General features: G+C 60.9%; 15 protein-coding genes and 1 pseudogene. 12 read left to right on the forward strand and 4 right to left on the reverse strand.

What is annotated here, in order from left to right:
* The first annotated feature begins 36 nt into the window (after nucleotides 1–36).
* From rpsL to rpsJ, 5 genes are all read left to right on the forward strand, one after another.
* Entirely contained in the window at nucleotides 37–420 is a 384-nt protein-coding gene (gene rpsL / locus ACZ0BA_RS24840) for a 30S ribosomal protein S12 (protein WP_025603541.1), read from the forward strand.
* A gap of 157 nt (nucleotides 421–577) precedes the next feature.
* Nucleotides 578–1,048, forward strand: a complete 471-nt coding sequence (rpsG, locus tag ACZ0BA_RS24845; RefSeq protein ID WP_090325819.1) for a 30S ribosomal protein S7 — start codon at nucleotides 578–580, stop codon at nucleotides 1,046–1,048.
* Nucleotides 1,049–1,156: 108 nt separating this feature from the next.
* Nucleotides 1,157–3,262: an elongation factor G gene (gene fusA / locus ACZ0BA_RS24850; protein ID WP_463453807.1), complete on the forward strand. Its 2,106-nt coding sequence runs from the start codon at nucleotides 1,157–1,159 to the stop codon at nucleotides 3,260–3,262.
* A 71-nt stretch (nucleotides 3,263–3,333) separates the two neighbouring features.
* Nucleotides 3,334–4,524 carry an elongation factor Tu gene (gene tuf / locus ACZ0BA_RS24855; RefSeq protein ID WP_090325678.1) on the forward strand — a complete coding sequence of 397 codons (1,191 nt, stop codon included), beginning with the start codon at nucleotides 3,334–3,336 and terminating at the stop codon, nucleotides 4,522–4,524.
* Nucleotides 4,525–4,653: 129 nt separating this feature from the next.
* Nucleotides 4,654–4,971, forward strand: a complete 318-nt coding sequence (gene rpsJ / locus ACZ0BA_RS24860) for a 30S ribosomal protein S10 (protein ID WP_005663509.1) — start codon at nucleotides 4,654–4,656, stop codon at nucleotides 4,969–4,971.
* 95 nt (nucleotides 4,972–5,066) lie between these two features.
* Here the strand turns inward: rpsJ and ACZ0BA_RS24865 are convergent, their stop codons facing one another.
* Nucleotides 5,067–6,374: an ROK family transcriptional regulator gene (locus tag ACZ0BA_RS24865; RefSeq protein ID WP_463453808.1), complete on the reverse strand. Its 1,308-nt coding sequence runs from the start codon at nucleotides 6,372–6,374 to the stop codon at nucleotides 5,067–5,069.
* Nucleotides 6,375–6,725: 351 nt separating this feature from the next.
* Between ACZ0BA_RS24865 and ACZ0BA_RS24870 the strand changes: the two genes are divergently transcribed.
* The 5 genes and pseudogenes from ACZ0BA_RS24870 to ACZ0BA_RS24890 all read left to right on the forward strand — a co-directional run bounded on the left by ACZ0BA_RS24870 (nucleotide 6,726) and on the right by ACZ0BA_RS24890 (nucleotide 12,076).
* The gene (locus ACZ0BA_RS24870; RefSeq protein ID WP_463453809.1) at nucleotides 6,726–9,719 is read left to right on the forward strand and encodes a TonB-dependent receptor; all 2,994 of its coding nucleotides are present in this window, start codon (nucleotides 6,726–6,728) and stop codon (nucleotides 9,717–9,719) included.
* 68 nt (nucleotides 9,720–9,787) lie between these two features.
* On the forward strand, nucleotides 9,788–10,783 hold the full coding sequence (locus ACZ0BA_RS24875; protein WP_463453810.1) for a cupin-like domain-containing protein: 996 nt from the start codon (nucleotides 9,788–9,790) through the stop codon (nucleotides 10,781–10,783).
* 346 nt (nucleotides 10,784–11,129) lie between these two features.
* Nucleotides 11,130–11,198 (forward strand): annotated as a pseudogene (locus ACZ0BA_RS24880) (DUF817 family protein); the annotation flags it as partial.
* 184 nt (nucleotides 11,199–11,382) lie between these two features.
* Complete coding sequence (locus ACZ0BA_RS24885) at nucleotides 11,383–11,778, forward strand: antitoxin PaaA2 family protein (protein WP_463453811.1); 396 nt, start codon at nucleotides 11,383–11,385, stop codon at nucleotides 11,776–11,778.
* Between the two features lie 19 nt (nucleotides 11,779–11,797).
* Nucleotides 11,798–12,076: a type II toxin-antitoxin system RelE/ParE family toxin gene (locus ACZ0BA_RS24890; protein ID WP_463454826.1), complete on the forward strand. Its 279-nt coding sequence runs from the start codon at nucleotides 11,798–11,800 to the stop codon at nucleotides 12,074–12,076.
* A 103-nt stretch (nucleotides 12,077–12,179) separates the two neighbouring features.
* On the opposite strand, the gene ACZ0BA_RS24895 is transcribed toward ACZ0BA_RS24890, so the two are convergent.
* Together ACZ0BA_RS24895 and ACZ0BA_RS24900 are read right to left on the reverse strand one after the other, a co-directional pair.
* Complete coding sequence (locus ACZ0BA_RS24895; RefSeq protein WP_463453812.1) at nucleotides 12,180–12,344, reverse strand: PEP-CTERM sorting domain-containing protein; 165 nt, start codon at nucleotides 12,342–12,344, stop codon at nucleotides 12,180–12,182.
* A gap of 66 nt (nucleotides 12,345–12,410) precedes the next feature.
* Entirely contained in the window at nucleotides 12,411–12,995 is a 585-nt protein-coding gene (locus ACZ0BA_RS24900) for a hypothetical protein (RefSeq protein WP_463453813.1), read from the reverse strand.
* Nucleotides 12,996–13,172: 177 nt separating this feature from the next.
* On the opposite strand from ACZ0BA_RS24900, the gene ACZ0BA_RS24905 reads away from it, so the two are divergent.
* Both ACZ0BA_RS24905 and ACZ0BA_RS24910 read left to right on the forward strand, forming a co-directional pair.
* The gene (locus tag ACZ0BA_RS24905; protein WP_463453814.1) at nucleotides 13,173–13,370 is read left to right on the forward strand and encodes a type II toxin-antitoxin system HicB family antitoxin; all 198 of its coding nucleotides are present in this window, start codon (nucleotides 13,173–13,175) and stop codon (nucleotides 13,368–13,370) included.
* A gap of 32 nt (nucleotides 13,371–13,402) precedes the next feature.
* On the forward strand, nucleotides 13,403–13,606 hold the full coding sequence (locus ACZ0BA_RS24910) for a hypothetical protein (RefSeq protein ID WP_463453815.1): 204 nt from the start codon (nucleotides 13,403–13,405) through the stop codon (nucleotides 13,604–13,606).
* Nucleotides 13,607–13,830: 224 nt separating this feature from the next.
* Here the strand turns inward: ACZ0BA_RS24910 and ACZ0BA_RS24915 are convergent, their stop codons facing one another.
* Complete coding sequence (locus ACZ0BA_RS24915; protein WP_463453816.1) at nucleotides 13,831–13,974, reverse strand: hypothetical protein; 144 nt, start codon at nucleotides 13,972–13,974, stop codon at nucleotides 13,831–13,833.
* Between the last annotated feature and the right edge of the window lie 204 nt (nucleotides 13,975–14,178).

The following is a 14,178-nucleotide window of genomic DNA, read 5'->3' on the forward strand; positions in this document are numbered from 1 at the left end:
GGTGTTCAACGTTGTTATTTAGTTGGGTTTAGAACGATGCCAACCATCAATCAACTGATTCGCAATCCACGTGTCGCTCTGACCGTGAAAAGCAAATCGCCGGCGCTGGAAAACAGCCCGCAAAAACGTGGTGTTTGCACCCGTGTGTACACCACCACTCCTAAAAAGCCTAACTCGGCTTTGCGTAAAGTCGCCAAAGTGCGTCTGACCAACGGTTTCGAAGTCATTTCGTACATCGGCGGTGAAGGCCACAACTTGCAAGAGCACAGCGTTGTCCTGCTGCGCGGCGGCCGCGTAAAAGATTTGCCGGGTGTGCGTTACCACATGGTTCGCGGTGCACTGGATACCCAGGGCGTCAAAGACCGTAAGCAAGCTCGCTCGAAATACGGTACCAAGCGCGCTAAAGCTGGTAAGAAGTAATCTGCATTAAAAATACAAAAGTTTTCGCTCGGTGGCAGCTAGCTTAGTGAATGTAATCGACCGCAACTGGTCGAGTAAGTGGATGGCTATGATGGCCCTCCGCGAGAGTGCGAATCCCATATCTGCGCACCTCAACTGAAGATTGAAAGGAATTGATATGCCACGTCGTCGTGAAGTACCCAAGCGCGAAATTCTGCCGGATCCAAAATTCGGCAACACGGATGTCGCCAAATTCGTGAACGTTCTGATGCTGTCCGGTAAAAAATCGGTCGCAGAAAACATCATCTACGGTGCCTTCGAGCACATCGCTTCGAAATCCGGCAAAGATCCGCTGGAAGTGTTCGCTACCGCGATCAACAACGCCAAGCCACTGGTTGAAGTTAAATCCCGTCGCGTCGGTGGTGCAAACTACCAGGTGCCGGTTGAAGTACGCCCAGTGCGCCGTATGGCCCTGTCGATGCGTTGGTTGCGTGAAGCGGCTAACAAGCGCAGCGAAAAATCCATGCCACAACGCCTCGGCGGTGAGCTGATGGAAGCGGCCGAAGGCCGTGGCGGCGCGATGAAGCGTCGCGATGAAGTGCACCGCATGGCTGAAGCGAACAAGGCGTTCTCGCACTTCCGCTTCTAATAAAATCGGCCAGATTTTTCTGGCTGTTATCTGTTGTTCGAGGCCGGGCTCATTTTTTATCCAAAAAATGGTGCTCGGTTTTGTCCATTCAAAGATTTAGGAATAACTATGGCCCGCAAGACCCCCATCGAGCGCTACCGCAATATCGGTATCTCCGCTCACATCGATGCAGGTAAGACCACCACCACCGAGCGCGTTCTGTTCTACACGGGCGTGAACCACAAGATCGGTGAAGTTCACGATGGCGCCGCCACCATGGACTGGATGGAGCAGGAACAAGAGCGCGGCATTACCATTACGTCCGCAGCGACCACCTGCTTCTGGAAAGGGATGGCTAACAATTTCCCTGAGCACCACATCAACATCATCGACACCCCGGGCCACGTCGACTTCACCATTGAAGTGGAACGTTCGATGCGCGTGCTCGACGGCGCTTGCATGGTTTACTGCGCAGTGGGCGGTGTTCAGCCACAGTCGGAAACCGTATGGCGTCAGGCTAACAAGTACAAAGTGCCACGTCTGGCCTTCGTCAACAAGATGGACCGTACCGGCGCCAACTTCTTCAAGGTCTACGAGCAGATGCGCGCTCGCCTGAAGGCGAACCCGGTCCTGATCCAGATCCCGATCGGCGCTGAAGAAAACTTCAAAGGCGTTATCGATCTGGTCAAGATGAAAGCCATCCTGTGGGACGAAGCGTCCCAGGGCATGAAGTTCGACTACGTCGAGATCCCGGAAGAGCTGGCAGCATCGGCCGCCGAGTGGCGCGAGAAGATGGTTGAAGTCGCCGCTGAAGCGACCGAAGAACTGATGAACAAGTACCTGGAAGAGGGCGACCTGTCCGAAGCCGAGATCAAGAAAGCGCTGCGCGATCGCACCATCGCTTCGGAAATCGTGCCGATGATGTGCGGTACCGCTTTCAAGAACAAGGGCGTTCAGGCCATGTTGGACGCGGTTATCGAATACCTGCCGTCGCCACTGGACATCGAAGATGTCGGCGGTACGGACGAAGACGAAAACCCGACCACCCGCAAGCCGTCCGACGAAGAGAAATTCTCGGCGCTGGCGTTCAAGATCATGACCGACCCGTTCGTCGGCCAGCTGGCCTTCTTCCGCGTGTACTCGGGCGCCGTCAATTCGGGCGACACCGTGTACAACTCGGTCAAGGGTCGTAAAGAGCGTCTGGGCCGTATTCTGCAGATGCACGCGAACCAGCGCGAAGAGATCAAAGAAGTGCGCGCCGGCGACATCGCCGCCGCCGTTGGTCTGAAAGACGTGACCACGGGCGAAACCCTGTGCGATCCGACCTCGATCATCGTTCTGGAGCGCATGGTCTTCCCTGAGCCTGTGATTCAGCAGGCCGTGGAACCAAAGACCAAGGCCGACCAGGAAAAAATGGGTCTGGCACTGAACCGCCTGGCACAGGAAGATCCGTCGTTCCGCGTCAAGACCGACGAAGAGTCGGGCCAGACCATCATCGGTGGTATGGGCGAGCTGCACCTGGAAATTATCGTCGACCGTATGAAGCGCGAATTCGGCGTCGAAGCGACCGTCGGCAAGCCACAGGTTGCCTACCGCGAAACGATCCGCAAGACCTGCGAAGAATCCGAAGGCAAGTTCGTCAAGCAGTCGGGTGGTCGTGGTCAATACGGTCACGTGGTTCTGAAGATCGAACCGCAAGAGCCGGGCAAGGGCTTCGAATTCGTTGACGCCATCAAAGGCGGCACGGTGCCACGCGAGTACATCCCTGCGGTTGAAAAGGGTGTGCGCGGTACGCTGAACACCGGCGTTCTGGCCGGCTACCCAGTGGTCGACGTCAAGGTCACGCTGTTCTTCGGTTCGTACCACGATGTGGACTCGAACGAAAACGCGTTCCAGATGGCCGCTTCGATGGCGTTCAAGGAAGGCTGCCGCAAAGCGTCGCCAGTTATCCTGGAGCCGATGATGGCTGTGGAAGTGGAAACGCCGGAAGACTACGCCGGTACCGTGATGGGCGACTTGTCGTCCCGCCGCGGTATGGTGCAGGGCATGGACGAGATCCCAGGCGGCGGTGGCAAGATCATCAAAGCTGAAGTGCCGCTGTCCGAAATGTTCGGTTACTCGACCACGCTGCGTTCCGCAACGCAAGGTCGTGCTACCTACACGATGGAATTCAAGCACTACTCGGAAGCGCCTAAGCACGTTATCGACGCGATCGTCACTGCTAAAGCTAAGTAATTTTCGTATTTTTGCGCCTCGGGAGATCCTCCGGGGCGCATATTTAAAACATTGTTCTAAGGAAGAATAAAATGGCAAAAGGTAAATTCGAACGGACCAAGCCGCACGTCAACGTCGGCACCATCGGCCACGTCGACCACGGCAAGACCACCCTGACCGCTGCAATCGCTACCGTTCTGTCGAAGAAATTCGGCGGCGAAGCTAAAGCATACGACCAGATCGATGCGGCTCCGGAAGAAAAAGCACGCGGCATCACCATCAACACCGCGCACGTCGAGTACGAAACCGCTGCCCGTCACTACGCACACGTTGACTGCCCAGGCCACGCCGACTACATCAAAAACATGATCACCGGCGCGGCCCAGATGGACGGCGCGATCCTGGTGTGCTCCGCAGCTGACGGCCCAATGCCACAGACCCGCGAACACATCCTGCTGGCCCGCCAAGTTGGCGTTCCATACATCATCGTGTTCCTGAACAAGTGCGACCTGGTCGACGACGCAGAACTGCTGGAACTGGTTGAAATGGAAGTTCGTGAGTTGTTGTCGAAATACGAATTCCCAGGCGACGACGTGCCTATCATCAAAGGTTCGGCCCGTATGGCGCTGGAAGGCAAAGAAGGCGAAATGGGCGTTGACGCGATCATGCGTCTGGCCGACGCACTGGACAGCTACATCCCTACGCCAGAGCGCGCAGTCGATGGCGCCTTCCTGATGCCAGTGGAAGACGTGTTCTCGATCTCGGGTCGCGGTACCGTTGTGACCGGTCGTATCGAGCGCGGCATCATCAAAGTCGGCGAAGAGATCGAAATCGTTGGTATCACCGACACCGTCAAGACCACTTGCACCGGCGTGGAAATGTTCCGCAAGCTGCTGGACCAGGGTCAAGCTGGCGACAACGTTGGTCTGCTGCTGCGCGGCACCAAGCGTGAAGACGTACAGCGTGGTCAGGTTCTGGCCAAGCCAGGTTCGATCAAGCCGCACAACCACTTCACCGGCGAGATCTATGTCCTGTCGAAAGATGAAGGCGGCCGTCACACCCCGTTCTTCAACAACTATCGTCCACAGTTCTACTTCCGTACGACTGACGTGACCGGTTCGATCGAACTGCCAGCGGACAAAGAAATGGTTATGCCAGGCGATAACGTGTCGATCACCGTCAAGCTGATCAACCCGATCGCGATGGAAGAAGGCCTGCGTTTCGCAATCCGTGAAGGCGGTCGTACCGTCGGCGCCGGTGTTGTTGCTAAAATCATCGCTTAATTAATTTTGCGTGATTGAAACAGGGTCGGCATGGTGTGATACCATGTCGACCCTTACGCGTTACAACTCGTTCTTTTAAATATTGCTGGCGCTACATAGTTGCCAGTTCGCTCTTTTCAAGGAAAAATCATGTCCGCACCAAACCAGAAAATCCGCATCCGCCTGAAGGCTTTCGACTACAAGCTGATCGACCAGTCCGCACTGGAAATCGTTGACACCGCTAAGCGCACCGGCGCCGTTGTCAAGGGCCCAGTCCCACTGCCAACCCGCATCCAGCGTTTCGACGTTCTGCGTTCGCCACACGTCAACAAGACTTCGCGCGACCAGTTCGAAATCCGCACCCACCAGCGCCTGATGGACATCGTCGACCCAACCGACAAGACCGTTGACGCGCTGATGAAGCTGGACCTGCCAGCTGGCGTTGATGTCGAAATCAAACTGCAGTAATCGATTTTAACCGGTGGACGGGATCGTTCCCGTCCACGGTTTCTAAAAGCCGGGCCTGTTCGCCAACGCGAGCACGCCCGGCTTTTTTATTGGCGTCACGACACGTACGGGTCGTAGGGATTGGCGTGCGCCGGCCCGGCGCCTTGGCCGGCGAACGGACGCATCAGGTGATGGCGCGCCATCGCCGCGCCGCCGATGGCGATGGCGTTGGCGCCGAAGTGCGGCGTACGGATGGTCGGCGCCGGCAGTTGCGTGGCGTCGGCGTAGTCGCCCAGCACCGCGCGCGCCGGCGCGATGAAGCGTTCGCCCAGGCGCAGCGCGGCGCCGCCGACGACGATGCACATCGGATCGAACGCGACCCACAGATTGTTGAGCAGCACGCCCATGTGACGCCCGGCCGCCTCGACCGCCCGGCACGCGGCCGGATCGCCCGCTTCGGCCCGCGCGAACAGCCGCTCGAGTCGCTCCGGTCCGCGTAGCCTGCCGCTGTCGACGCCATTGCCCCGATCGCCAGTGTTGCCGGCGTCGCCGGTGTCGCCGTCCACCTGGTCCATGACGGCGCGCATGCCGATCAGGGCGTCGGCGCAGCCGCGCCGCCCGCACGAGCAGGCCGGTCCGCCCTGCTGCAAAATCGTGTGGCCGACCTCGCCGGCGAAGCCGTACAGGCCGGTCAGCAGCCGGCCGTTGACAACGATGCCGGCGCCGACACCGTAGCCGATGCTCAGGTAGATCAGCGGATCGGCGCCGGCCTGGCCGGAAAACTCCAGCTCGGCCAGCGCGGCGACGTTGGCCTCGTTCTGGATGAACAGCGGCAACCCGGCCAGCGCGCCGCCGGCGAAGCAGGCGCGCAACTGACCGGCGACGTCGACGTCGCGCCAGCCCAGGTGCGGCGCATAGCGCAGCAGGCCGCTGGCATCGTCGACCACGCCGGGCACGCCGATGCCCAGGCCCAGCATGGCCCGCCCGTCGAGCGCGCCGCCGGGCCGCGCCAGCGCGACCAGCTCGTCGGCGATGACGCGCACGCAGGCGGCCGGGTCGGCCAGATCGGGGTAGGGCAGGGCGCGCTCGTCAAGCACGCGTCCCAGCAGGTCGGTGGCGACCACGCGCGCCGCGCCGACGCCCAACTCGGCGCCGAGCAAGGCCAGGCGGCCCGGCTCGATGTGCAGCGGCGTGGCGCGCCGGCCCAGCGCGCCGGTGCTCACCAGCGCGCTCTCGCCGATCCAGCCTTCGTCCATGAGCTCGCGCACGAGGAGGCTGACGGTCGACTTGGTCAGCCCGACGGCCTCGGCCAGCGCGGCGCGCGACAGGCCGGGCGCGCCGCACAGGTGGCGCACCAGCGCCATGCGGTTGATTTGCTTGAGCAGTTGCTGGTCGCCGGCGACGATCATGGTTTTTGTTTTCAAATTGGCATTGCGGCGATCATACACGACGGAGCCGCGCTGCGGACTTCGGACCTTGCCCCATCTTGGGGAGGTTTTTGTGCCGATTTCCGCATCAAAGGCGCGAAAATGCGCCAAGCGGCGGCGGTGCGGTCACGGGTGGTGCATTATTACAACAGCTCCCGGATTTGGCGCGGTAATTCGTTCGATCAATTGACTAATGTATTTTTTGCTCTTATTCTAGCCTCACCTTATTCATTTGTTATTCGATTGAACTAAGTCGACAGTTGTTGCGGTTGTTTGACGTGTTACCACTTCCGACGTTGCCTCGACCCTGCTCGATGCGTCGGAGAAAAATATAATTAAGGAGATCCAGTGCGTAAAAATTTGAAAACGTTTTCAGAGCGTCCTCTGAGCCAGCGTCGTTTGATCTGCCTGGCAGTAGCCGGCGCCTGTGCCACGTTCGTCCCGGCATTCGCCCAGACCGCCGGTGTGCCGGGTGACGGCGCCGACGGCCCGAAGGTCGTTGTGACCGGCATTCGCGCCAGCATGCAGTCAACCATGAACATGAAGCGCAACGCCGACGGCATCGTTGACGGCATCGTCGCCGACGACATCGGTAAATTCCCCGACACCAACCTCGCCGAATCGCTGCAGCGCATTTCCGGCGTGTCGATCGACCGCAGCAACGGCGAAGGCCAAAAGGTCACCGTGCGCGGCCTCGGTCCCGACTTCAACCTGGTGCTGCTCAACGGCCGCCAGATGCCGACCACCGACTTGAGCGACCTGTCGGGCCGCTCGTTCGACTTCTCGAACCTGGCGTCGGAAGCCATTTCCCAGCTGCAGGTCTACAAGACCGGCCGCGCCGACAGCCCGACCGGCGGCATCGGCGCCACCATCAACGTGATGACCGCGCGTCCGCTGGACAATCCGGGCATGCGCGCCAGCATCGGCGCCAAGGCCGTCAAGGACAACTCCAACAGCGAACTGCCAGGCTCGTTGAAGGGCGACAGCGTCACGCCGGAAGTATCGGGCATCTATAGCAACACCAGCGCCGACGGTCGTTTCGGCATCGCTGTTAGCGCTAGCCACCAGCGCCGCGACTCCGGCTTTAACCGCGCCGGCCTCGCCAACGGCTACCAGGGCCCGTACCTCGGTTCGGCGACCCTGCCGGAGGGCGCAACCCTGCCGCAGCCTGGCCAGCCGGGTTCGGGGAACATCACCAACCGTCCCGGTCCGACCGATCTGTATTTGATTCCGCAGAACTTCGGCTACGGCGTCAACGCCATTTCGCGTCAGCGCACCAACGGCCAGTTGGCGCTGCAATTCCGTCCGGTCAAGGAACTGACCACGACCCTGGACTTGACGTATTCGGAACAGAAGATCCAGACCAAGCGCAACGAGCTGAGCGTATGGTTCGGCCAGACCCCGACCTCGACCAGCACCTGGCCGGGCGGCAAGGTGCAGACCCCGCTGACCTATATGGAAACGTACACGTCGCCGCAGGACATCTCGGTGGTGGGCGGCGACTACGCGACCAAGACCAAGAACAAGTCGATCGGCTTTAACACCGTGTGGAAGGCCAGCAACGACCTGCGCCTGGAGCTCGACCTCCACCATTCGACCGCCGAATCCGGCGCCGACAGCCCATGGGGCAGCGAGAACAACCTGTCGAACGCCAGCTACAGCCGCGGCAATACGATGGTCGACTTCACCAAGGAGTTGCCGGTGGTGAGCATGCCGGCGGCTAACCTGACGGCCCAACCGATCCAGGCGACCGGTTCGTGGTTCCACAACAGCTGGCAGAAGGCCACCATCAACCAGGCCCAGACCAAGGGTAACCTGAAGCTGTTCGAGGCGTCCGAGCTGAACTTCGGCGTCGGCTACACCGACTCGACCAACCGGTCGACCTATTCGAACGTGCAGAACAACAGCTGGGGCGGCGCCTCCAAGGCGTCCGATTATCCAGGCAGCCTGTTCCAGGCCAATTCGCTCGGCTCGTTCTTCAAGGAGTTCGGCGGCCACAATGCGCCAGAGCTGTTCGGTTCGCTCTACACCTTCGACTTCGGCAAGGTGCGCGCCGCCACGGCCGCCGCCACCGGCCTGTCGACCTACCTGCCGAATTTCGACAGCGCCGACACCGACCGCGAGCTGAAGGAAAAAACCAGCTCCGGTTACGTCTCGCTGGGCACCGACTGGGATGCCGCCATCCCGTTCCATACGTCGGTCGGCGTGCGCATGGAGCGCACCAAGGTCACCTCGGTGGCGCAAGTACTGGTGGGCACCGGCGTCGTGTGGGAATCGCAGAATGAATTGCCGCTCAAGTTCGCCGGCGCGTCGTACAGCACGCAGGAAGCCAGCTACAACAACGTGCTGCCAAGCCTGAACTTCGACGCCGATCTGCGTCCCGACATGAAGCTGCGCGCCAGCGTCGGCACCACCATCGGACGGCCGCGCTATGACCAGATGCAGGGCGGCTTGACGCTCGGCACCATCGGCAACGTGTTCACCGGCGGCACCGCCTCGGTTGGCAACCCGGCCCTGAAACCGGTCAAGTCGAAGAATCTGGACTTGTCGTGGGAATGGTATTACGACCAGCAGAGCGTGCTGTCGATCGCCGGCTTCCACAAGAAGATGGACAACTACGCCGGCCAGACGGCAACGTCGACGCCGCTGTACGACCTGCATACGCCGGTCGGCGGCGCGTACTACAACGCCGCACGTGGCGCCGGTTGCTCGGCGGCCGACACCAACTGCCTGCGCAACTACATCCTGACCAACTTCCGTGGACAACCGGGCGTGGAATACCTTGGCGTCAAGTCGGACGGCAACCTCGACGGCAAGATCACCGGCCTGGCGACCGATCCGCTGATGCCTTTCCTGCTGACCTCGTATGCCAACCAGAAGTCGGCCACGGTTAAGGGCGCGGAGATCAACGTGCAGCACATGTTCGGCCGCACCGGCTTCGGCGTTCAGGCCAACTACACGTACGTGACCTCGCCGACCAAGTACGACGACGCCAATGTGCAGGATCAATTCGCGATCCTGGGTCTGAGCAACTCGGCCAACCTGGTGGGTATCTACGAAGACCAGAAATGGTCCGTGCGGGTGGCCTACAACTGGCGCGACAGCTTCCTGGCCGCGACCGTGGACGCCGGCGGCGGCCGTCCGGCACCTGTCTATACCGACAAGTACGGCCAGACCGACATCAGTGTTGGGTACAATGTCACCGACAAGCTGAGCCTGCAGGCAGAGGTCATCAACCTGACCAACGCCACCCAGCGCCAGTACGGCCGCACCGAGCGTTCGACTTTGAACGTGACGCAAGCCGGTCCGCGTTACATGCTGGGCGCGCGCTACAAGTTCTAATTAGACTGTAGCGTTCGGTAGCACCACGGGCCGTCGCCATGCGACGGCCTTTTTCATTGGGGAAGTCGATGCAAGAGATAGTGGAAGTGGACGGCGGCGCGCCGCTGTCCGACGATATTCTGGCCTCGCCGGTGCCGCTGGTGCTGCGCGGGCTGGTAGCGCACTGGCCGCTGGTGCGCGCCGCGCGCACCTCGGCGCGGGACGCCGACGCCTATCTGCGCCGCTTTTACCGCGACGCCACCGTGCTGGCCAGCCACAGCCCCCCGGGCACGGGTGGGCGCATCTTTTATAACGACGACCTCAGCGGCTTTAATTTCTCGTCGCAGATGGTGCGCTTCGATCAGGTGCTCGACGCCTTGCTCGCGCATCTGGACGCGGCCGATCCGCCCACCTTGTACGTGGGCTCGACCACGGTCGACACCTGCCTGCCGGGCCTGCGCGCCGACAACGATGTCGACCTCGGCGCGCGCGATCCGCTGGCCAGCATCTGGATCGGCAACCGCACCCGCATTCCGGCCCACTACGACGTGCCGGACAACCTGGCCTGCGTGGCCGCAGGTCGCCGCCGCTTCACCCTGTTCCCGCCGGACCAGCTCAAGAACATGTATGTCGGCCCGCTCGACTTCACGCCGGCCGGGCAATCGGTCAGCCTGGTCGACTTCGCGCAGCCGGACTTCGAGCGCTTCCCCTTATTTGCCGAAGCGCTGCGGCATGCGCAATCGGCCGAGCTGGCGCCCGGCGACGCGCTGTTCATCCCCAGCATGTGGTGGCACCACGTCGAGGGGCTCGACGCCTTCAATATCCTGATCAACTACTGGTGGCGCCAGTCGCCGGACTGGATGGACACGCCGGCCAGCACCTTGTCGCTCGCCTTGCTGACCTTGCGCGACCTGCCGCCGGCCCAGCGCGCCGCGTGGAAGGAGATCTTCCGCCATTACGTGTTCGACAGCGACGGCACCGAGGCGGCGCACATTCCGCCGCCCGCGCGCCACTCGCTGGCGCCGCTCGACGACAACGCCGCGCGCATGTTGCGGGCGCAGATCCTCCGGCGCCTGAACCGTTAGACGTTTTCCGTGGCCGGGGACTTGGCACGACCCGGCATTGCGCCGGGGCAGACTTCGGGGACCGCCGAGGCCTAAAATTGAATTTTGAGCGGGAGGCGACATGCGATACCAAGTTGCGCTTCATAAATCCGAAGAGGGCTACAGCGTCTCTGTTCCGGGGCTGCCGGGTTGCTGTGAGTGCTGGCGGAGTTCTGGACAGGATCTTCCGACGCCGGTAGGCTGTTGTCAATTGCCTAACCGGATACGCCATGCTCGCTGCGCTAGACCTGCATTTGCTCGACAATTCCACCCGCCACGGATTGCGCGGCGCCCCACGCTTCGCGGTCGAGTTCCTGTATTTCGGCATCTGTTCTCCGGCTTCATGTACGCCCCCGTCGGCAGCTATATCATTCAGGCATGGCGGCTGTTCGACTTGCGATGACCTTCACCATCGTCGCCCATTTGAAGCACATCAAGGCCCCGCATCCACGTTCCCGAGGCGTGATCGTGCGCGAGCGGTGCGGGCATATAATGGCTTTTTTTAGGAGGCCCGCTCTTACGAAGCGAGCGGGTTGCCCGGTAGGCTGAGACAATGGTAAAGAATTTGCGAAGGAGCCGCTATGAACGCGAATACTTTGGATTTCGAGGAATTGCGCGCGTTGGTGGACTCGAATGAGGATTGCGACGTGTCGGTCGTCGGCGCCAATGGCAATTGGCGTATTTTTATTCATACCCATGCGAATGTGCGCGCGCTTAGCCGCCCATCCGAAGGCTTAGCAGCGGCATTTGCGACGCTTACGGACGTTGAACTGGAATTACGGGAACTTGGTGTCGTGCATTTTGAAGTGGCGTGTAACGGCCCCGACAGACCGATGGATGCGTCCTTCACGGAAGTGGACCCGGAATATAACGCTTGGTTCAGGGCCCAGGTGCAAGAAGCGCTGGACGACCCGAGTCCACCGATCCCGCATGAGGAAGCAATGCGTCAAATACGCGCGGCATTGAAATTAAGCTGAGGCCACAGTGCCGGCCGTGGTGTGGAGGGCGAGGGCGCTTGGCGATCTTGAGGCGATCGCCCGTAAAATCTCCACCGGTAGCATTCGCGGTGCCGAAAAACTGCTGCGCACTATCGCTGCGCAAGCAGCGCTCCTTGCCTCTCACCCGCATATGGGACGGACGGGGAGGGAGGCTGGGACCCGGGAACTTATCGTTCATCGCCATTATTCGATGGTATACAAGGTAGTAGGCGACCGCGTGTATGTTTTGCGGATATTACACACTTCCAGGCAATGGTCGAAGCCAGGCACCTCGTAGACGCTCCCCGCCGCAACCCGCATGTCGCCTCGCTTTCCCCCGTCCAGCCACACCGGCCGATAATTCCGCGCAAACCCGACATGCCTCGTACTTAGTTGTTGCGTCAAGGGCCTAGAGCCAAGGGGCAGGATGTGCGGCCCGCACGCCGGACGGCTCTGCCCGTCAGCAGCAAGCCGGCCAGCAGCATGGCGTAGGTGGTCGGCTCCGGCACCACGGCCGCCGTCACAGTGATGTCTGTATAGGCGAGGAAGTTGACGCTCACGGCCATGGCGGTGACGCCCGGGTTGGCGAAGGCCAGGGTGAAGAATTCGCTGTTGCTGGCTGCGCTGGTGTCCTAGCCCCAGATCAACGCGCTCTCGCGCGACAAATAGCTGGAGGTGTGCATCTCGCTGTCGCTGATATCGACCGACGCCCAACTGAAGACGCGATACCCTTCGCCCACGCTGAGCGAGCGCGTGGCATCAGTGAGCACATCGCCGGACACGGTCAGCAATGTATGCGGGGATAGGGTCAGCCATATCCACTGCTGGCTGTCGGCGCTGATCATGTTGTCCAGCCCGAGGGCGGTGCCGGTGGTGACGTGAGCGGCGACATTGCCCACGGCGCCGGTGGTGGTGGCGCCGGCCGTGGCCGAGCTGTGCGCCATCTGCGCGTTGCCGGCGGTGTAAGGCGGCGGAGTCACGGTGGTTGGATAGAAGCCGCCGCCGGTATTGCTGCTGTCGGTGTAGACCATGAGCCGGGTGTCGAAGGAATCGATGATATAGCCGGCGTTGGCGTCGTCCTGCGGCGTGAGGTCGATGACGCCGAGCGTGACGTTGCCGATGCTGGTGGTGCCACCGGCGCCGGCCAGCGCGGGGCCGGCGGCAAGGCTGGCGCAGGCGGCCAATACGGGCAATATCGTGCGCAACAGTTTATTCATGACGTCTCCTTGGTGCCGTCGGGCGCCTTTTTTATCGATTGGAAAGAGTGGGGCGGGAGCCAGCGATGGCTGGTGGGAGTTCATGCTACCGACGCCTGAAGCGAGTCGATTGATCCCGCTCAGCAGTCGGTCGGACTCCATTGGCGGCCTGCAATGAATCCCTTTGGGGAGGGTCATATGCGATATCGCGTAGCGTTGTGCTACTCGGAGGAGGGATACAGCGTCTCCGTACCGCCTTTGCCGGGTTGCTGGTCACATGGAGAGACCGAGGCAGAAGCGATCGCAAACATTAAGACTGCGATCGGAGAATACTCATCCGTTTTGGAAGAGCAGTTCGATGACGCCGATGTGAAAGAAGTCATAGTCACGGCGTAAACGCCAGATATAACATCCTTTATGGTGACCCGGTGACCCATACATTTAGCCGCCGTCTGGCGCTGATCTTCGGCATTCTTCTGCCGCTGGCGGAAACGGTGCGCCGCTGGCACCAGATCAGCACCGGCACCGACTTCATTTTCTGGCTTGACGATGTACTGCTTGGCCTGCGGCTGCGCGATAGCGGGGAGGGCGTTAGGGTCCCCGACGGAGCGTGGCGGATTACGCTTCGCTAATCCGCCTTACGAAATGCGGCAGACGAAGTTGCTGCCGGCCAGAATACGCGAGGCCGGTTAGAAGAGGCTGCACATAAAACGCATATCGCCAAGCGCAAATGACCCAGCCCACACAGCGATTCCAAGCAAAAAATAGAAAACGCTCATTACGAATTGCGTGATTGATCCCCGTTTCTTGGATACAAAGAAGGGACATACGAGCAGGACCAGTAGACCCGCCACCCCTAGCAGCGCGTAAAATCCGAGACCGCCGCTGCAGGAGTGGTTGTTGCCAATGGCCAGGGCGGCGACCAAAAATGCCAGATAGACAAAAACGGCGGGGCGAATTCCGGGATGGACTCTTTCACGTGCGGGATGGGTTCGTTCATTCTCAGCTCCTGTGACGTGGGTTCGTGGGAACTGGAAGCGTGACGCCGCGCCGCCATTCGCGCCTTGAGTTTTGGCAATCAGGAATGTTTTTCACCGCTACCGTCTCCCCGCCGCAACCCGCATGCCGCCTCGCTTTCCCCCGTCCCGCCACACCGGCCCGATAATTCCGCGTAAACCCGACATACCCCGTACTTAGTTGTTGC

This window comes from Duganella sp. AC917, assembly GCF_979258245.1.